Here is a 17,282-nt window from a genome sequence, read left to right on the forward strand (position 1 = left end):
AACGACCTCATGCGCGCCAGCGATACGGCGTGTGGTTAATTGTGTGCGCGATTGCGCGAATTATCAGTGTGATCAGACGAACCTTACACACGCATGCGACGATCATGCGCGCTGGTGCATCTGTTTGCCGGCAGCGTTCGTAAAGGGTCACGACCAACGACGGAGAACCACGCGTGCCGAGTACCGGAGTCGACCCCAACGCTGCAACGCCTCAGCCCACCAGCCCACATCCCCGTGGCTGGTTGGCAATGCGTATCGGCAGCCTGCGCCGCTGGGTGGATTCGCAGACCGACGAACCGCTGGACGAAGCGCGCGCAGACCGCATCGACTGGTTGCGCGCCATCCCCTTCATCGCCCTGCACCTGGCCTGCCTGTCGGTGATCTGGGTGGGCGCGTCCTGGTTTGCGGTGGGCATGGCGGTGGCGCTGTATGCGCTGCGCATGTTCGCGCTGACCGGTTTCTATCATCGCTATTTTTCGCACCGCGCTTTCAAGACCTCGCGCGTGTTGCAGTTCGTGTTCGCCGCGATCGGCGCTACCTGTGTGCAACGCGGGCCGCTGTGGTGGGCCGCGCATCATCGCAATCATCATCGGCATACCGACACCGGCCGCGACCCGCATTCGCCGGCGCAACACGGCTTCTGGTGGAGTCATACCGGCTGGTTCCTGACCCCGCGCAATTTCCGCACCGATTGGGAGGTCATCCCGGATCTGCGCCGCTTTGCCGAGCTGCGCTTCCTGGACCGCTTCGACATCGTGATGCCGGTGGTGCTGGCGCTGGGCCTGTACCTGCTCGGCGACTGGCTGGCCACCGCCGCGCCCGCGCTGGAGACCAATGGCGCGCAGTTGCTGGTATGGGGCTTTGTGATCTCCACCGTAGCCTTGTTCCATGCCACCTTCACCATCAACTCGCTGGCGCATCGCTTCGGCAGCCGGCGCTTCGATACCCGCGACGACAGCCGCAATAACTGGCTGCTGGCGCTGCTCACCTTTGGCGAAGGCTGGCACAACAATCACCACTTCTTCCCCGGCTCGGCGCGCCAAGGCCTGCGCTGGTGGGAGTACGACATGACCTGGTACGGCCTCACGGCGATGTCGTGGGTGGGCCTGGTGTGGGACCTCAAGCCGATGCCGAAGATGCTCACGCAGCGCGCCGAGCGGGTGCGCCGATGAGCGAGGGCAGGATTGCCGTGGTCGGCAGTGGCATCGCCGGCCTGGGCGCGGCGTGGCTGTTGTCGCGGCGCTATGAAGTCACTCTGTTCGAGGCCGCCGATTATCTCGGCGGGCATACGCACACGCACGACATCCAGCTGCAAGGCCAGCGCTACGCGGTGGACAGCGGCTTCATCGTGTTCAACCCGCAGCACTATCCGTTGCTCACGCGCATGTTCGCCGAGCTCGACGTGGCCGCGCAGCCGACCACGATGGGCTTCTCCGTGCACGATGCGCGCAGCGGGCTCGAATACAACGCCGGCAGCCTGGGCGGGCTGTTCTGCCAGCGCCGCAATCTGCTCAGCCCGCGCTTCTGGGGCATGTTGTCCGACCTGCGCCGCTTCTATCGCCAGGCACCGGCGGTGCTGCACAGCGACGAGCAGTTCAGCACGCTGGGCGAGTATCTGCAGCGGCATGGCTACTCGGCGGCGTTTCGCGACCAGCATCTGGTGCCGATGGCCTCGGCGCTGTGGTCATCGCCCTCGCAGCGCATCCTGGAATTTCCGATGGGCCAGCTGATCGGCTTCATGGCCAACCACCACATGCTGCAACTCAGCGGGCGGCCGCAGTGGCAGGTGGTGCGTGGCGGATCCAACAGCTATGTGCGCGCGCTGCGGCGGCGCTGGCAGGTGCTGGAGCGGCTGTCCACCCCGGTGCATGCGATCCGGCGCGTCGGCAATGGCGTGGTGCTCAGCTCGCTGCGCGGCGAAGAACATTTCAACGACGTGGTGCTGGCTTGTCACGCCGACGATGCCTTGGCATTGCTCAGCGACTCCACACCGGCCGAGCAACAGATCCTGGGCGGCATCAGCTACCAGAACAACGACACCGTGCTGCATACCGATGCGCGCGTGTTGCCGCGCGATCGCCGCGCCTGGGCGGCATGGAACGCGCATGTGCCGGCCGACCCGCAGGCGCCGTGCACGGTGAGTTACTGGATGAACGCGCTGCAGTCGATCGATGCACCGCAGCCATTCATCGTCAGCCTCAATCGCGACCACGACATCGACCCGGACAAGGTGCTGCGGCGCATGCGCTATCGCCACCCGGTGCAGAACGCGGCCGCACTCGCGGCGCAGACGCGCAAGGCCGATATCCAAGGCGTCCAGCACACCTGGTTTGCCGGTGCGGCGTGGGGCTTCGGCTTCCACGAGGACGGCCTGCGCAGCGGTGTGGATGTAGCGCATGGGCTAGGAGTGCCGTGGTGATGCAGCTGCTGCGCGAAGCCAGCACCGATGCGGTGCCGTTGCCCCCGACCGAGGGCAGCGGCGCCGGCAGCGTGGCCGCACCGTTGCGCAGCGCGATCTATACCGGTTGGGTGCGGCATCGCCGGTTTGCGCCAAAACCGCTGGATTTTCGCTACAAGCTGTTTTTGATGTATCTGGATCTGTCCGAACTGGATCGGGTGTTTGCGCAGCGTTGGCTGTGGTCGGTGGGGCGCGCCAACCTGGCGCAGTTCCGTCGCAGCGATTACCTCGGCGACCCAACTATTCCACTGGATGAAGCGGTGCGCGATTGCGTGCAGACCCACACCGGCGAGCGCCCGGACGGCGCAATCCGCCTGCTCACGCATCTGCGCTACTTCGGCCATGTGTTCAATCCGGTCAGCTTCTACTACTGTTTCGATCGTCACGACGGCCTGCGCTGGATCGTTGCGGAAATCACCAACACGCCCTGGCAGCAGCGCCACACCTACGTGCTGCCGGTCGCGCAGGCGCGCACGCATCGCGACGTGCATGCCTGGCGCTTCGACAAGCGCTTCCACGTCTCGCCATTCATGGGCATGCAGCACCAGTACGACTGGCGTTTCAGCGTGCCGGACGCGCAATTGCGCGTGCATATGGATGTGCTGGATGCGCCTGATGTGGACACCGCAAGCACCAACAGCGGCGCCCGCCGTTTCGACGCCACCCTGGTGCTGCAGCGCCAGCCGCTGACTGCGCGCACCCTGGCGCGCACGCTGCTGGCCTACCCGTTGATGACCGTGCAGGTGGTGGTCGCCATCCACTGGCAGGCCTTGCGCCTGTGGCTGCGCGGCAACCCTGTGCACGACACCCCCCATCCGCCTGTGCGAGAACGCCGATGAACGCCACGTCCCTGCCCGACACCACTGCCCCGCGCGCGGCTTCCTGGACGGATCGCCTGTTGCGCAAGCGCCTGCTGGCTACGCTCGGCGACCTGCGCGATGGGCAATTGCAGCTGCACGAGGCCGATGGCATCACCACCCTCGGCAATGCCAGCGGCGCGGATGCCTTGCAACTGCAATTGCGCGTCACCGATCCGGGCTTCTATCGGCAGGCCGCGCTCAATGGCAGCGTCGGTGCCGGCGAGTCGTACATGGATGGGCAATGGCAGTGCGACGATCTGGTCGGCCTGATGCGCCTGCTGTTGCGCAATCGCGACCGCCTGGATGCGATGGAGACCGGCACCGCACGTTTAGGTGGCTGGGCGATGCGCAGCCTGCACACCTTTGCGCGCAATACCCGCAGCGGCAGCCGGCGCAATATCGCCGCGCATTACGACCTGGGCAACCCGTTATTCAGCTTGTTTCTCGATGAAAACCTGATGTATTCGTCGGCGATCTTCGTCGATGGCGAAGAGGCGCAAGGCGAAGCGGCACTGGAACGCGCCGCCACCCGCAAGCTCGAACGCATCTGCCAGAAACTGCGGCTCGGCCCGCAGCACCATGTGGTGGAAATCGGCACCGGCTGGGGTGGATTCGCGCTGCATGCTGCACGCGAGCATGGCTGCCGCGTCACCACCACCACCATCTCGCGCGAGCAGTTCGATCTGGCAACCCAACGCATCGCTGCAGCCGGTTTGAACGATCGTGTGACGGTGTTGCTGCGCGACTATCGCGATCTGGACGGCCGCTACGACCGGGTGGTGTCGATCGAGATGATCGAGGCGATCGGCCATCAGTATCTGGACACCTATTTCGCCAAGGTCGGCAGCCTGCTCGCCGACGATGGCGAGGCGCTGATCCAGGCCATCACCATCGAAGACCATCGCTATGCGCAGGCATTGCACTCGGTGGACTTCATCAAGCGGCATATCTTCCCCGGCAGCTTCATTCCCTCGGTGGCGGCGATGACCGGTGCCATCGCGCGCGCCAGCGATCTGCGCCTGTTCAATCTCGAAGACATCGGGCCGAGCTATGCGTTGACGCTGCGTGCGTGGCGGCAGCGCTTCATGGCGCAGCTGCCGCAGGTGCGCGCGCTGGGCTACGACGAGCGCTTCATCCGCATGTGGGAGTTCTATCTGGCCTATTGCGAAGCCGGTTTTCTGGAGCGCTCGATCGGCGATGTGCATCTGTGGCTGAGCAAGCCGGGCGCGCGTCCGCCGCAGTTCGTGCCTGGCCTGCCTGCCGACGCATGAAGCAGCTCGGCAACTATCTCGGTTTGCAGGTGCTATGGGTGGTGGCGGTCAGCGCCGCCGCGCAGGCGCGCATCTGGCCGACACTGCTGGTGTTGGCGCTGTTTGCGCTGTATCAGCTATGGCCGTCGCGGCGCGCGCCGGGCGATCTGCAATTATTGATCGCCGCGTTGTCGCTGGGCCTGCTGCTGGACACCACGCTGGCTGCCGGCGGTTGGGTGCGTTACGCCGCACCGTGGCCGGGCACGCCGTTGGCACCGCCGTGGATTCTGGCGTTGTGGCTGGGCTTTGCGCTCACTCTCAATCATTCCTTGGCCACGGTGATGCAACGTCCATGGCTGGCGGTACTGCTGGGCGCCATCTTCGGGCCGTTCTCGTACTGGTTGGCGCAGCGCAGCTGGCACGCGGTGGAATTCCAGCCGCCACAGCTGCACGCAGTGGTTGCGGTCGGCATCGGCTGGGGCGTGGCCTGCGGCGTGTTGTCGCTGTATGCACGCCGCCTGGCGCGACCATCGCCTGAGCACATCACTGGAGAACTGCAATGACTGTCTGGCCACTGCTGCATGTAGGCGTGTTTGCGAGTGTGGTGATGGTGATCGGCTGGCTGTGGCAACGCCGCAGCGGCAATGCCGGCCCGGTGGATGTGCTGTGGGCCGCGTGCCTGGCCGTCGCTGCGCCGTATTGCGCGTGGATGTCCGATGGCGCGCTGCTACCGCGCGTGCTGGTGGCCGTGCTCGGCGGCGTGTGGGGTGCGCGCCTGGCGCTGCATCTGGGCGTGCGCGTGTTCGGCGACCCGCACGAAGATGGCCGCTATCGCGCACTGCGTGAACACTGGAATGGCGATCAACGCAAATTCCTGGGCTTTTTCCTGGCGCAAGCGGTGGTGGTGGTGCTGTTTTCGGTGCCGTTTCTGGCCGCTGCCAGCAACCCGAATCCGGCCTGGAGCGTGTGGAGCAGCCTGGCAATTGCCGTGTGGTTGATCGCGGTCGGCGGCGAAGCGCTGGCGGATCGGCAACTGTCTGCGCACAAGGCCAATCCGGCCAATCGCGGCGTCACCTGCCGCAGCGGGCTGTGGCGGTATTCGCGCCATCCCAATTATTTCTTCGAGTTCGTGCATTGGTTTGCCTATCTGGCGCTGGCTGTCGGTGCGGGCCCGTGGCCCGTCGCGCTGTGCGCGCTCGGGCCGGTGGTGATGTTCGTGTTCTTGTATCGCTTCACCGGCATTCCCTACACCGAGCAGCAGGCGCTGCGCTCGCGTGGTGAGGACTATGCGCAGTACCAACGCAGCACCAGCGCATTTTTCCCGTTTCCCCCTTCGTCCTGAGTCGCCTGGAGAGTCGTATGTCCACCGTTACCATCCCGCCCTCCTCGCTGCCGGAAGAATCCTTCGCCACCCGGCTGGCCGAATCCGGCCTGCTGCCCGATGCCGCATTGCGTTACGGCATCCGCCGACTGTGCGCGCAGCGCTTGCGCGATGAGCGCGGCGACGGCGCCGATGCCAGCGGCGAACGTCAACGCGCGTTTATCGACAGCCTGCGTGCCAGCGCGATCGCGATCGAAACCGATGCCGCCAATCGCCAGCACTACGAGTTGCCGCCGCAGTTCTTCACCCTGTGCCTTGGGCGCCGGCTCAAATACAGCAGCTGCTATTGGGACACGACCACGCCGGATCTGGATGCCGCCGAAGAACGCATGCTGGCGCTGTACGGCGAGCGTGCCGAGCTGGCCGACGGCCAGCGCATTCTGGAACTGGGCTGCGGCTGGGGCTCGCTGACCCTGTGGATGGCCGAACGCTATCCCGGCGCCACCATCACCGCGGTGTCCAACTCACGCCCGCAGCGCGCGCATATTCTGGAACAGTGCCGCGTGCGTGGCTTGAGCAACGTGCAGGTCATCACCGCCGACGTCAACGCGCTGGCGCTGCCGCCGGGCAACTTCGACCGTGTGGTGTCGGTGGAAATGTTCGAGCACATGCGCAATTACCGCGAGTTGCTGGCGCGCGTCGGCAGCTGGCTGGCGCCGGGCGGCAAGCTGTTCGTGCATGTCTTCTGCCATCGCGATCTGGCCTACCCGTTCGAAGTGGCCGGCGAAGACAACTGGATGGGGCGGCACTTTTTCACCGGCGGGCTGATGCCGGCCACCGATACCTTGCTGCATTTCCAGCAGGACGTGGTGATCGAACAGCGCTGGGTGCTGTCGGGCGAGCATTACGAAAAGACCGCCAATGCCTGGCTGGAGAATCAGGACCGCCACCGCGAGCAGATCATGCCGCTGCTGAAGCAGACCTACGGCGAGGATGCGCAGCGCTGGTGGCAACGCTGGCGGATGTTCTGGCTGGCCTGCGCGGAGCTGTTCGGTTACGACCAGGGCCGCGAATGGGGCGTGGCGCACTATCGCTTCGTCAAGCGTTGATCGAAGCAAGGCTGATCGACGCAGCAGCGCGGACCAAAACGACATCGCGGCCAGCTGATGGCCGCGATGTGTCGGCTTCAATTCGGCTCTTCAACAACGCTGGCACGCAGATCAGCGCGTTGGCTGGCAATGCCAGCTCGGCACGCAAGCAGGTTTTCGTAACTGGCTGCTGAGGCAGCTGCAATGTTGCAGATCATAGGGTCGCAGCGCGCGATCGCTCGGCGATCCGCGCGCCGCCATGTGACTCAGCCCGCCGCAGCGGTGATCACGATTTCCACCTTCCACTCCGGCCGCGCCAGTTTGGCTTCGACAGTGGCACGTGCGGGCGTAAAGCCATGCGGCACCCACTCGTCCCAGGCCTTGTTCATGCCGTCGAAATCGGCGATGTCGGCCAGGAAGATTTCCGCACGCAGGATCTTGGTCTTGTCGCTGGCCGCCTGCGCCAGCAATTTGTCGATTTCGCCCAGCACCTGGCGGGTCTGCCCGGTGATGTCTTCGCTGGTGTCCTCGGCAATCTGGCCGGCCAGATAGCACACGCCGCCATGCACGGCCATTTCGGACATCCGCGGACCTGTATCGAATCGCTGCACCATTTCAGACTTCCTACGGTTGATTGACCCGGGCATTGTCCCGCGAATGCGGCAAACATGCAGCCTGCGCATGTACGTCGCGCGCTAGCCACCGCCCAACCAGCACCATCCAGGACACGATCGCCACGATAGCACTCTTCTGGCTGATACCCGGCGGCGCGCTGGTCACGCTGACGTGGAACAACAACAGCGCAAATGCCACCAAGCCCAGACCGAATGCCGGTACGAAATGCTGGCGCCACCAACGATCACGACGGAAATACCAGGATTGCAGCAATATCGCTGCAATTACGCACAGAAATGCGGTATTGGCCGACAACAGATGCACCATCGTCGCCGCGTCGGGTGCGAGCACCGGCATCCAGCTGTCGCCGATCGCCACCGCGCTCAGGCCTACTGCCGCCATGCAGAACAAGCCCACCACCGTGCGACTGCATGCGACCGGCGCCAGCGCCACGTACAGACCCAGCACCAGCCACGCCATGGCTGCGGCCAGCAGGCAATAGGCGGTGCGCAGCAGCAAGCCGTAAGCGCCGTGCAGGTAGGCACTCAGTTGTGCATCGATCCAGTCCAGATCGCCGCGCAGCCATTGCAGCAACACCACCAGAGCGATGAAGGCCACGCCCGTCCCTGCGGTGATCGCACCGGCGTAACCGCTCCAGCGTGGCGGACATGCCCGCCGGGTTTGCGCAGCAGCGCGGTGATCGCATGCATTCCCCATCAACAGCCTGTCTCCCCTGCAACTGTCATCTGATCCATCCGGCTCCCCGACGGCACCTACGCGTGGCTTTGCCCTATGATGCGCGCGGCCGCCATGCGCGGACAAATATCGGCATGGCCGAACCTTAGCGTTCACTTCATTTCTGCATTGACGCGATCACGCTGCACGCACTTCAATCGACCGGCCCATGCAGACCCCCCGCGCGCGGCACATTCCGTGCATGCACCTTCTTTCCCTCAAGCAGATCCCGTTGCCCTCATGACGGATACCCCCGTGTCTTCCGAAACGCCCGCCAGCGGTTGGCGTCGCGCCCTGCCGGTGATCATCAGCCTGGCGATCCTGGCGATGGCGCTGCACGCGCTGTCCTCTCAGTTCACTGACCACGGCTATCGGCAGATCCGCCAGGCGTTCCGTGAACTGGGGGTCGGCCAGATCGCGCTCACCCTGCTGCTGGGCTTGAGCAGCTACGCCTGCCTGGTGGGCTTTGACTGGGTGGGGCTCAAGCGCACAGGCAAGCGCTTGCATCCGGCGCGGGTGGGCATCACCGCGTTCATGGCGCACGCGGTCGGGCAGACATTGGGCTTTGCCGCACTGACCGGCGGCGCGGTGCGCTTGCGCGGTTATGGCAGCGTGGGGCTGACCCTGGCCGAGATCGGCCAGGTGGTGCTGATGAGCACGCTGGGCTTCGTCTTCGGCGCCTGGGTGCTGCTTGGCCTGGCCTTGATGCTGGAACCGGAAGCGGCCGCACGCGCCCTGCCGATCGCTGCCGAAGGCATCCGCATCGCCGGCATCGCCTTGCTGGTCGGCTATGTGGCGATGCTGGTATTGGTCGGCAGACAGGGCCGCGAATTCGGCATCCGCAGCCATCGCTTCTGGCTGCCCGATCGCACCACGGTGCTCGGCGTGACCGCGCTGAGCGTGGTCGAACTGGGCCTGGCTGCGGCCGCGTTCTACGTGCTGCTGCCGCCGGATCCGGGCACCGGCTATTTCGGTTTTATCGGCATCTGGTTGGTGGCGGTGGTCGCCGGCCTGATCTCCACCGTGCCGGCTGGCCTGGGCGTGTTCGAGTGGAGCCTGCTCAAGCTGCTGCCGCATGTCACCCCCGCCGCCGTGCTGGCCGCGGCGCTGGCCTACCGGGTCACCTACTACATCGTGCCGTTGCTGATCTCGGTGGCAATGGCGGCAGCTTCCGGCCTGGGTGCGCCAGTGCGCGCCAGTGCGAGCACCGCACGCACGGTGTGGAAGGCGTTTCGCCCGTGGCTGCCGCAGATTCTGGCCTTGGCGGTGTTTGCGGTGGGTGCGGCGCTGATGATCGACGGCACCTTACCCACGCCCCGCGCGCGTCAGGAAGTGGCGCCGCTGCCGCTGATCGAAACCTCGCATCTGCTGGTCAGCCTGGGCGGCATGTTGTTGTTGCTGATCGGCCAGGGTCTGCAGCGCCGCAGCCATGCGGCCTGGGCGCTGGCGCTGGGTGTGTGCGTGCTGTTGCCGCCGCTGTCGCTGTTACGCGGCAGCCATATTTCGGTGTCGCTGTCGGCGGCATTGGCGGCGGTTGCGCTGTGGGCGGCACGCCGCGAGTTCTATCGCCAGGGCGCGCTGCTGGACGAAGCCTGGTCGTGGCGCTGGCTGAGCAATCTGGGCCTGGTGCTGGTGGCCACGTTCTGGCTGCTGTTCTTCGTCTACAGCCATGTCGAATACAGCAACGACCTGTGGTGGCAGTTCGCCACCTCGGCCAATGCGCCGCGTGCGTTGCGCGCCGCGCTGATCCTGTGCGTGGGCGTGATCGTGTTCGGCGTGGCGCGCCTGCTACGTGGCGGGCGCCGCCTGATGCCGGCCGCCGATGCGCACACGCTGCAGACGCTGGCACCGATTCTGGCCATCAGCACTGACACCCAGGCCTGCCTGGCGTTGACCGGCGACAAGGCGTTTTTGCTCGATGAGCAGGGGCGTGGGTTTGTGATGATGCAGCGCTACGGCGGCTCGCTGATCTCGATGGGCGATCCGGTCGGCCCGCCGGAGGTCGCGCGGGCGTTGATCTGGCGCTTCCGCGAAGAAGCCGACCATATGGGTCTGCGCCCGGTGTTCTACCAGGTCGGCGAAAAATACTGGCAGACCTATCTCGACATGGGGCTGACCCTGGTCAAGCTGGGCGAAGAGGCGATCGTGCCGCTGGAAGGCTTCACCCTGGAAGGCCGCGACCGTGCCGATCTGCGCCAGGCCTGGAACCGCGGCAAACGCGGCGGCCTGACCTTCCGCATGCTGCAATCCGAGCAAGTGGAGGCGGTGCTGCCGCAGCTGGCCGAGGTCTCCGAGCAGTGGCTGGAAGAAAAAGCCGGCGAAGAGAAAGGCTTTTCGTTGGGCAGCTTCGATGCGGAATACCTGCGCCGGTTTCCGGTAGCGGTGGCCGAGGCGGAAGGGCAGATCATGGCCTTCGCCAACGTGTGGTGGGCGCCGGCCGGCGGCGAGCTGTCGGTGGATCTGATGCGCCACAGCGCGCAGGCGCCCAAGGGCACCATGGACTTCCTGTTTATCGAGCTGTTCCTGTGGGGCCAGGCCAATGGCTACACGCGCTTCTCGCTGGGCATGGCGCCACTGTCGGGCATGGCCGAGCATCGCCTGGCCGGCCGCTGGAACCGCTTCGCCAGCCTGGTCGCGCGGCACGGCGAACGCTTCTACGGGTTCAGCGGCCTGCGCCGCTTCAAGTCGAAGTTCGCGCCAACCTGGCGCCCGCGCTATCTGGTCGCGCCGGGCGGCATGCATTTGCCGTCGGCGTTACTGGATGTGACCCGCTTGATCTCGGTGGATCCTGGTCGGCAGGAATAAGGCCGCGTGCCTTTGTGCGAAATGCTTCGGTTTACTGAGGGGCGCTTGCGCGCGTGCCGGCATGGGACACGCCGCAAGTACGTCCGTGTAGGCTCTTACGCGGCATCCATGCCGCGTAAGGTCCCACGCCGGCACGCGCGCAAGCACCTTCGGTTGGCGTCGGTAGCTGAAGGAACAGCGTTGCCTGGTTGATTGATCATGCCTTGAAGCGTGGCCTTCGCTGGCGAAGTCATGACAAAGCGATAGACGAATGCAGCATCGAGTATCGACTGCGGAATCCGCAGGCATGACGCCTACATAAAGTCATTCATAAAGTCATTGCTTGCCGATCAGCAGTCGCGAAAAGTGGAAGCGTGGTGCCGCGTCCAGGGGCGGGACCGTGTGGCGGCATGGATGCCGCCACCGAGCCTACATGGACGTACTTGCGGCGTGTCCCGACACTGGATGCGGCACCGCGCGCAAGCCGAACAAGCAGACGAAGTCAGCTGGTTTCGTGGGAATGCTTCGGTTTGCTGCGGGCGCTTGCACGCGTACCGGCATGGGACACGCCGCAAGTACGTCCGTGTAGGCTCTTACGCGGCATCCATGCCGCGTAAGGTCCCATGCCGGCACGCGTGCAAGCACCTTCGGATATTGTCGGTGACTGAAGGAAAAGCTGCGGATGGAAAGATGCCACGCTCGCTTACGGCTTCGACAGCCCGTGCAACTGCTCCATGATCACCTTGGCCAAGGTAGCGTAATCGCCCTTGAAGTGATGATCGCCCGGCAGCGCAACCCGTTTGGCCGCCTGCGCCGGCAGGCTCGGGCAAAGCGCGTCCTCATCGTCCTGGCCGTAGATGCACACCGTAGTGCCGGCCGGCAGGCGCTGCACTTCTGGTGCGATCGGCAGGCCATCGTCGTCCGAACCCAGCCAGTTGCTGACATGGAACTCGTAGTCGGCCAGCTTGCCCACCGACAACAGCGCCGTCATGCGGATGTTTTGCCTGGTCTGCGCCGGTAGCTTGTTGATCGCTGCCGGCAACACGTCCGCGCCTTGCGAAAAGCCGATCAGCACCACCCGCTGACGCTGCCAACGCTGCGCATAGAAGCGCGCGATGCGGTCCAGATCGGTCGCGAAGCCCTGCGGCGTGCGTTCTGTCCAGAAGTAACGCAGCGAATCCAGGCCGACCACCGGAATACCCTGCGCGGCCAGCGCGTCGGCCACTTCTTCGTCCAGACCCGCCCAGCCACCATCACCGGAGACGAAGATCACAAAGGTGTCGTCGTCGCTGTCGCCGTCGGGTTTGGCCGGCACTTCCACCACTGGCAGATCGGCCAGACCGCCCGGCGGCGGCGGCAGGGCCACGCCCTTCTGCTCGCCCAACGAGCGAGCGGCAGCGCGCAGGCCCGGCAGAATATCGCCCTGCGCGGAACGCGTGAACGTGCGCGCCTGCGGCACCTGCTTGAGGAAGGCGTTCTCGGTCGCGGCCGGGCAACGCTTGTCCTGGCTGCCGGCCAGCACCCAGGGAATCTGCAGCGGCACCGGGAGCAGCGCGTTGCTGCCCGGACGCACGCCCGGCTGGCAGATCGCCTGGTCGGAGACCGCCGCCGGGCACAGCCCATCGGTGAGCACGCCGGCCAGCACATGCGGCTTGGCTTGTGCCCCGATCGCATAAGCCAGTGCCGCTCCATCGCCGTCGCCGATCAGCAACGGCAGACGGTAGGTGGGGATGTGATAGAAGGCCTGCAAATAGCGGGAAAAGTTCTCCACATCGCCGACCGAGAACGTGCAGGTGCCGCCGGCCTTGCGCAGCACCGCGTACAGATGTGCGGTGTCCACAATCGCCACCATCGCGCCATCGGCACGCAAGCTTTCTGCCTGGGCCTGGCGCTTGGCGGCATTGCCGGCACCGCTTAGCCAGATCACTACACGCTGCGGCTCGCCCTTGGGCATCAGCACCGGCACCTGTTCGAAACGGCCATGGCTTACCGGTTGCGGTGCCTGTGCGGCGACCGCGCCCGATAGCGCCAACACCGCCGCGCCGCAGAGCGCGCTCCACATCTCAAGTCGTCGCATGTCGCACCATCGAAAAAAAAGTGGTTCAAAGATAATCGTTCCAGGCTGCAGCGCGAAGCGCGACGCTTCGCTTACGGCGCACTCGCTTGCTGACGCGCTTCCCAGGCTGCCAGTGCCTGCCGGTAGCGCGCCAGTTCCTCGGCGTACATATCATGCACGCACAACGGGCAACCGCTTTCGCAGCACTCATTGGGCGCAGGCGGCTCGGGGGGTTGCGGGCGTGGATCGGTGGCGGAAACGGCGCTGTCGTGCATGCGCCATTGTAGCGTGCGCTGTTGCTGTGCCTGGATGAACCGCCAGGATCATCGGCACCGGATCAGCGACCCAGCCGCCGGCGCAGATTGGCCCGCGCAGCCGCATCACAGCGCGCATGGAAGTCATCGCTCAAGAAGATGCGCGGGCGCTTGAGCAGGCCGGCCAGAAAACGCCGGCGGTTGAGCCGGAACAGCACGCTTGGCACATGTCCGCGGTATTCGGCGGCAATGGCACGGTCGTACGCATCGAACACCGCTGCCGGTGCGGCCAGAATCGCCATATCGCAATCCAGGAACAACGCCGCTTCGGCGTCCACATCCTGCGGCTGCAGTTGCCCATGACGTGCGGTCAGCAGAATCAGGTTCTGCACGCGCTCCACATCCACCTGCGCCTGCGGCCACCAGCGCGGAATGCACTGCGCCGCCCAGTTGGCAGATTCCGCCTCGTTGTCGCTGCGTCCGGGCTGATACACCGCATCGTGAAACAACACCGCCAGCCAGACCTCGGCCGGCTGCTGCCAGCCCGGCCAGGCGGCGACCTGCGCGTAATGCTGCAGCAGCGCGCGCACATGGCCGAAGTGATGGTAGGCGCGCGGTGGCGTGGCATAGGCCTGTTCGAGCGCGGCCAGGTGCTCGGCCTGCAATGGCAGTGGTGTGGTGGCGTCCATGCACGCAGGCTACCGCGTGCGCGCCCGCCTGCACATCAGCGCAGCGACCAGCGGCCTTCGATCTGGTAACGCGATTGGCCGAGAAAGCTGCGCACCAGCGCGAACTCGCGCACCGTCCAGGCGAGCGTATCGCAGCGCCGCTGCGGCAACGCCTGATTGCAATACAGCAGCGTCATATGCGGCGTGTACTGCGCATCGCCGGCAATGCCCACGTGCGCCAGTTGCCGACCCAGTGCACCTTGCAATTCATACAAGCCGCGCACCTGTTCTTCGCCGCGCAACACGCACGGCAACTGCGAACGTCGTCCACCGAAGGTGCCAACCCGATCGAACGCCACGTCGAATGCATCCAGCACCACGCGCTCGGCCGCCTGACTGGCGCGGCTCACCAACGACGGCGGCAAACCGCCTGCGTAATCGCCCAGATGATGCAAGGTCACATGCAGGCGCTCGCGCGCAAGCGGCTTGCCATCGACCTGACCGCTACCAAGCAACCCTTCGGCGATGATGGCCGCATGCTCGGCAGTGCGCGCATCGGCCATCACCGCAAAAAACAGACGCTCGGTGGTCTTCTCTTCCCCCAGGCCCAGCGACAACTGCGCCTCGGCCGACGACAGGTACAGGAACTGCTGTTTCATGGGGTGAGTCCACGACCGCGCATGCGGGCCTGCCGGAGGAAGGGCGGCGGATACTAGCAGACCGGGCGGGTGTCCGACACACGCAAAAACATGGCTGGCAACGTGGAACGCGCACGGTTGCGTGGAACAGAACACGTGCGCCGTATCTGCATGTGCGCCTGCATGCGCCACACAAAAAGAAACGGGCAACTTGCGCTACCCGTTTCCGCCTTTATCGGTTTACTCCGCGAGCTGCATCACCTGAATGCGCCGCGGTCACGCACGCAACTTATGCGGCGCTTTTCATCGCGTGCTTGCGGTTACGCATTACGTCGTGACATGCGCGCACTTCCGGCAGCAGGCGCAGTGCGGCGTCGCGTGCAGCAGCCGGAGTATCCTGATCAGCGATGGTTTCATCGAACGCCTTCAACAGACGGTCTTCGGACTCTTCCAGCTCGGCCACGTAGCCATACTTGGTGTCGCCCAGCGTTGCACGGACCTTGCCGTAGAACTGCTGCATGCTGCCGACCATAGTGCCGCTGGTCTTCGGCTCGCCGCCGGCGGCTGCGACAACACTGCTCAGATTGCTGACGATGTCGGACTTGACGCCAGCGATGCGGCGGAACAGCGTCGCAAGTTCCGCATCGTCGACCTTGGCTGCGGCTTCATCGTAGAAGTCCTTGCCGTCGCGGGAAATGGCGATGAGGTCGTTGAGGCTATGCTCGGTCTTGCTCTGAATGCTCATGTGTCGCTCCTTGTTGCGGTGGGCCAGCGCTGCGTCGTCTAGCAGATGCGGTCGCGCCGGCTTTGGGATGAGGCAATCGATGCGTTGATTGCGCTGCAGTGATGGTGTGTACGGCCCCATAGTGGCGTTGCGCGCATAATCCGCGCGTGAGTTATGTGGGCCGCTTCCTCACGCGGTCATGCAGGCAATGAATAGCGATTCATCCATGCCAACGCGAAGTCAAAACTCACTTGGGTTGCCGACTTGCCCACATGTTGTCGACCAAATTGGGATACGGCCGCCCTGCTTCTTCCGCACGTTGTCTGGCCGCGGCTTTCTGCGCATCGCTTAGTGGCGTGGAAGCAGATTTACGCTTGGGATTGGGGCGCTTCCACGGCGGTGGAGTGAACTCGGTCATGGCACTGTTCGGTCCGCTTGTATTCGAGCCTGCAGTCTCGGTGCGATGCCGTGAGTTGGCTGTGGATACGCGATGCGTCTGTGCTGCATCGCGTTACCGATTGCCGTTGAAGCCCCAGAAAAACGCGCTACCGAACGCGGCAATGCGGATCAGCTCGCCACCAACACACGTTGCCGACGCTCCTGCCACACCGCCAGCGCGTACACCAGCAACCCGCCCAGCGCGGTTGCTGCGCCCACATATCCGGTGGACGTCCAGCCCCAGCCTGCGGTGATCGCCATGCCCCCCAGCCACGGGCCCAAAGCATTGGCGGTATTGAACGCCGCATGGTTGGACGCCGCCGCCAGGGTCTGCGCTTCGGCTGCCACATCCATCAAACGGGTCTGCAATGCCGGTGCCAATGCGCCCATGGTGCCCACGGCCACGATGGAGACGAACACCCACAGGCCCGATTGCGCGGCCAACGGAAACGTCAGCATCACCACCACCGACCACACCAACAGCACCGGCACCGCGCGGAACTGCATGCGATCGAACAACCAGCCGCCCAGGATGCTGCCGAGCACGCCGCCAACACCGAACGCCACCATGGCCAAGGGAATCCGCGCCGGCTCCACGCCGGTGACCGCAGTCAAGGTCGGTGCCAGATAACTGAAGACGCAGAACATGCCGGAAAAACCCACCGCACCGATCGCCAATGCCAGCCACACCTGCGGCTGATTGAACGCACGCAACTCTCGCAGCGGCTGCTGCCGTGGCTCGTCCGGCGCAGGCGGCAAACGTGACGCCACTGCGGCAACCGTGCACAGCGCAAGCACCGACACCGCCGCGTACGCCCACCGCCAGCTCACGATCTGGCCCAGCCAGGTCGCCAGCGGATTGCCTATCAGCAAGGCAATGCTCAGGCCCATCAACACGCGGCCCACCGCAGTGGCGCGCTGATTGGGCGGGCTGATCGATGCGGCCACCAACGAGGCCACGCCGAAGTACGCACCATGCGGCAAACCGGCGATAAAGCGGCACAGCAACATCGTGTGATAGCTCGGCGCCAACGCACTGGCCAGATTGCCCAACGCGTAAAACACCATCAACAGCAGCAACAAGGTGCGCCGTGGCCAGCGCGCGCCAAGAATCGCCAGCAACGGCGCACCGACCACCACACCTAACGCATAGGCACTGATGATGTGACCGACCTGCGGCTCGCTGATCTGCAGCCCCTGCGCGATCTGCGTCATCAACCCCATGGTCGAGAATTCGCTGATGCCGATCGCAAAGCCGCCCATCGCCAATGCAAACAGGATCAGCACGTAATCGCGCCGCGAGACGGGCGGCGGTGAGAGATCAGTATCGGACATGCCCGACTCCAGAATGACGGGGCGGCTTATTATTGTGCAATGCAGCATCGAGCGAAAG

The 17,282-nt window shown here is 65.0% G+C and carries 17 protein-coding genes; 8 read left to right on the forward strand and 9 right to left on the reverse strand.

Annotated elements, in window-relative coordinates; genetic code table 11:
• Nucleotides 1–173: 173 nt before the first annotated feature.
• Genes XcyCFBP4188_RS11435 through XcyCFBP4188_RS11465 form a run of 7 tightly spaced genes read left to right on the forward strand, consistent with a single transcriptional unit; the run spans nucleotide 174 to nucleotide 6,998 of the window.
• Entirely contained in the window at nucleotides 174–1,172 is a 999-nt protein-coding gene (locus XcyCFBP4188_RS11435) for an acyl-CoA desaturase (protein ID WP_043909898.1), read from the forward strand.
• A complete protein-coding gene (locus tag XcyCFBP4188_RS11440) occupies nucleotides 1,169–2,419 on the forward strand; it encodes an NAD(P)/FAD-dependent oxidoreductase (RefSeq protein WP_006451776.1) in 1,251 nt (416 codons plus the stop codon). Before XcyCFBP4188_RS11435 ends, XcyCFBP4188_RS11440 begins: the two co-directional genes overlap by 4 nt.
• Nucleotides 2,419–3,297: a DUF1365 domain-containing protein gene (locus XcyCFBP4188_RS11445; protein WP_006451777.1), complete on the forward strand. Its 879-nt coding sequence runs from the start codon at nucleotides 2,419–2,421 to the stop codon at nucleotides 3,295–3,297. Before XcyCFBP4188_RS11440 ends, XcyCFBP4188_RS11445 begins: the two co-directional genes overlap by 1 nt.
• Nucleotides 3,294–4,589: an SAM-dependent methyltransferase gene (locus tag XcyCFBP4188_RS11450; RefSeq protein WP_006451778.1), complete on the forward strand. Its 1,296-nt coding sequence runs from the start codon at nucleotides 3,294–3,296 to the stop codon at nucleotides 4,587–4,589. The genes XcyCFBP4188_RS11445 and XcyCFBP4188_RS11450 overlap by 4 nt, the downstream gene beginning before the upstream one ends.
• Nucleotides 4,586–5,131, forward strand: coding sequence for a DUF2878 domain-containing protein (locus XcyCFBP4188_RS11455; RefSeq protein WP_006451779.1), 546 nt, complete (start codon nucleotides 4,586–4,588; stop codon nucleotides 5,129–5,131). The genes XcyCFBP4188_RS11450 and XcyCFBP4188_RS11455 overlap by 4 nt, the downstream gene beginning before the upstream one ends.
• The gene (locus XcyCFBP4188_RS11460) at nucleotides 5,128–5,910 is read left to right on the forward strand and encodes a DUF1295 domain-containing protein (protein ID WP_006451780.1); all 783 of its coding nucleotides are present in this window, start codon (nucleotides 5,128–5,130) and stop codon (nucleotides 5,908–5,910) included. The genes XcyCFBP4188_RS11455 and XcyCFBP4188_RS11460 overlap by 4 nt, the downstream gene beginning before the upstream one ends.
• 17 nt (nucleotides 5,911–5,927) lie before the next feature.
• Nucleotides 5,928–6,998, forward strand: coding sequence for an SAM-dependent methyltransferase (locus tag XcyCFBP4188_RS11465; RefSeq protein WP_006451781.1), 1,071 nt, complete (start codon nucleotides 5,928–5,930; stop codon nucleotides 6,996–6,998).
• On the opposite strand, the gene XcyCFBP4188_RS22860 is transcribed toward XcyCFBP4188_RS11465, so the two are convergent.
• The 3 genes from XcyCFBP4188_RS22860 to XcyCFBP4188_RS11475 form a co-directional block, all read right to left on the reverse strand.
• The gene (locus XcyCFBP4188_RS22860) at nucleotides 6,988–7,146 is read right to left on the reverse strand and encodes a hypothetical protein (protein ID WP_155767022.1); all 159 of its coding nucleotides are present in this window, start codon (nucleotides 7,144–7,146) and stop codon (nucleotides 6,988–6,990) included. The two genes, XcyCFBP4188_RS11465 and XcyCFBP4188_RS22860, sit on opposite strands and share 11 nt — an antisense overlap.
• A gap of 97 nt (nucleotides 7,147–7,243) precedes the next feature.
• A complete protein-coding gene (locus XcyCFBP4188_RS11470) occupies nucleotides 7,244–7,591 on the reverse strand; it encodes a RidA family protein (protein ID WP_023903305.1) in 348 nt (115 codons plus the stop codon).
• Nucleotides 7,592–7,601: 10 nt separating this feature from the next.
• Complete coding sequence (locus tag XcyCFBP4188_RS11475) at nucleotides 7,602–8,309, reverse strand: DUF998 domain-containing protein (protein ID WP_043909901.1); 708 nt, start codon at nucleotides 8,307–8,309, stop codon at nucleotides 7,602–7,604.
• 258 nt (nucleotides 8,310–8,567) lie between these two features.
• Between XcyCFBP4188_RS11475 and mprF the strand changes: the two genes are divergently transcribed.
• Nucleotides 8,568–11,132, forward strand: coding sequence for a bifunctional lysylphosphatidylglycerol flippase/synthetase MprF (gene mprF, locus XcyCFBP4188_RS11480; RefSeq protein WP_006451784.1), 2,565 nt, complete (start codon nucleotides 8,568–8,570; stop codon nucleotides 11,130–11,132).
• Nucleotides 11,133–11,814: 682 nt separating this feature from the next.
• Here mprF and XcyCFBP4188_RS11485 read toward each other — a convergent pair.
• The 6 genes from XcyCFBP4188_RS11485 to XcyCFBP4188_RS11515 all read right to left on the reverse strand — a co-directional run bounded on the left by XcyCFBP4188_RS11485 (nucleotide 11,815) and on the right by XcyCFBP4188_RS11515 (nucleotide 17,224).
• A complete protein-coding gene (locus XcyCFBP4188_RS11485) occupies nucleotides 11,815–13,188 on the reverse strand; it encodes a virulence factor (RefSeq protein ID WP_074057021.1) in 1,374 nt (457 codons plus the stop codon).
• 71 nt (nucleotides 13,189–13,259) lie between these two features.
• A complete protein-coding gene (locus XcyCFBP4188_RS11490) occupies nucleotides 13,260–13,442 on the reverse strand; it encodes an oxidoreductase-like domain-containing protein (RefSeq protein WP_043908763.1) in 183 nt (60 codons plus the stop codon).
• 62 nt (nucleotides 13,443–13,504) lie between these two features.
• The gene (locus XcyCFBP4188_RS11495) at nucleotides 13,505–14,110 is read right to left on the reverse strand and encodes an HD domain-containing protein (protein WP_104592136.1); all 606 of its coding nucleotides are present in this window, start codon (nucleotides 14,108–14,110) and stop codon (nucleotides 13,505–13,507) included.
• Nucleotides 14,111–14,145: 35 nt separating this feature from the next.
• The gene (locus XcyCFBP4188_RS11500) at nucleotides 14,146–14,748 is read right to left on the reverse strand and encodes a 2'-5' RNA ligase family protein (protein ID WP_006450487.1); all 603 of its coding nucleotides are present in this window, start codon (nucleotides 14,746–14,748) and stop codon (nucleotides 14,146–14,148) included.
• Nucleotides 14,749–15,016: 268 nt separating this feature from the next.
• A complete protein-coding gene (locus tag XcyCFBP4188_RS11505) occupies nucleotides 15,017–15,472 on the reverse strand; it encodes a PA2169 family four-helix-bundle protein (protein ID WP_043908767.1) in 456 nt (151 codons plus the stop codon).
• A gap of 546 nt (nucleotides 15,473–16,018) precedes the next feature.
• Nucleotides 16,019–17,224, reverse strand: coding sequence for an MFS transporter (locus tag XcyCFBP4188_RS11515; RefSeq protein ID WP_095574870.1), 1,206 nt, complete (start codon nucleotides 17,222–17,224; stop codon nucleotides 16,019–16,021).
• Between the last annotated feature and the right edge of the window lie 58 nt (nucleotides 17,225–17,282).

This window comes from Xanthomonas hortorum pv. cynarae (assembly GCF_002939985.1).
GTDB classification, from domain to species: domain Bacteria; phylum Pseudomonadota; class Gammaproteobacteria; order Xanthomonadales; family Xanthomonadaceae; genus Xanthomonas; species Xanthomonas hortorum_D.

Bases quoted from the DNA above. Each gene is read 5' to 3' on its own strand.
- XcyCFBP4188_RS11440 (WP_006451776.1), top strand. From the start codon at position 1,169: ATGAGCGAGGGCAGGATTGCCGTGGTCGGCAGTGGCATCGCCGGCCTG.
- XcyCFBP4188_RS11445 (WP_006451777.1), top strand. From the start codon at position 2,419: ATGCAGCTGCTGCGCGAAGCCAGCACCGATGCGGTGCCGTTGCCCCCG.
- XcyCFBP4188_RS11450 (WP_006451778.1), top strand. From the start codon at position 3,294: ATGAACGCCACGTCCCTGCCCGACACCACTGCCCCGCGCGCGGCTTCC.
- XcyCFBP4188_RS11455 (WP_006451779.1), top strand. From the start codon at position 4,586: ATGAAGCAGCTCGGCAACTATCTCGGTTTGCAGGTGCTATGGGTGGTG.
- XcyCFBP4188_RS11460 (WP_006451780.1), top strand. From the start codon at position 5,128: ATGACTGTCTGGCCACTGCTGCATGTAGGCGTGTTTGCGAGTGTGGTG.
- XcyCFBP4188_RS11465 (WP_006451781.1), top strand. From the start codon at position 5,928: ATGTCCACCGTTACCATCCCGCCCTCCTCGCTGCCGGAAGAATCCTTC.
- XcyCFBP4188_RS11470 (WP_023903305.1), bottom strand. From the start codon at position 7,591: ATGGTGCAGCGATTCGATACAGGTCCGCGGATGTCCGAAATGGCCGTG.
- XcyCFBP4188_RS11475 (WP_043909901.1), bottom strand. From the start codon at position 8,309: ATGGGGAATGCATGCGATCACCGCGCTGCTGCGCAAACCCGGCGGGCA.
- mprF (WP_006451784.1), top strand. From the start codon at position 8,568: ATGACGGATACCCCCGTGTCTTCCGAAACGCCCGCCAGCGGTTGGCGT.
- XcyCFBP4188_RS11485 (WP_074057021.1), bottom strand. From the start codon at position 13,188: ATGCGACGACTTGAGATGTGGAGCGCGCTCTGCGGCGCGGCGGTGTTG.
- XcyCFBP4188_RS11490 (WP_043908763.1), bottom strand. From the start codon at position 13,442: ATGCACGACAGCGCCGTTTCCGCCACCGATCCACGCCCGCAACCCCCC.
- XcyCFBP4188_RS11495 (WP_104592136.1), bottom strand. From the start codon at position 14,110: ATGGACGCCACCACACCACTGCCATTGCAGGCCGAGCACCTGGCCGCG.
- XcyCFBP4188_RS11500 (WP_006450487.1), bottom strand. From the start codon at position 14,748: ATGAAACAGCAGTTCCTGTACCTGTCGTCGGCCGAGGCGCAGTTGTCG.
- XcyCFBP4188_RS11505 (WP_043908767.1), bottom strand. From the start codon at position 15,472: ATGAGCATTCAGAGCAAGACCGAGCATAGCCTCAACGACCTCATCGCC.
- XcyCFBP4188_RS11515 (WP_095574870.1), bottom strand. From the start codon at position 17,224: ATGTCCGATACTGATCTCTCACCGCCGCCCGTCTCGCGGCGCGATTAC.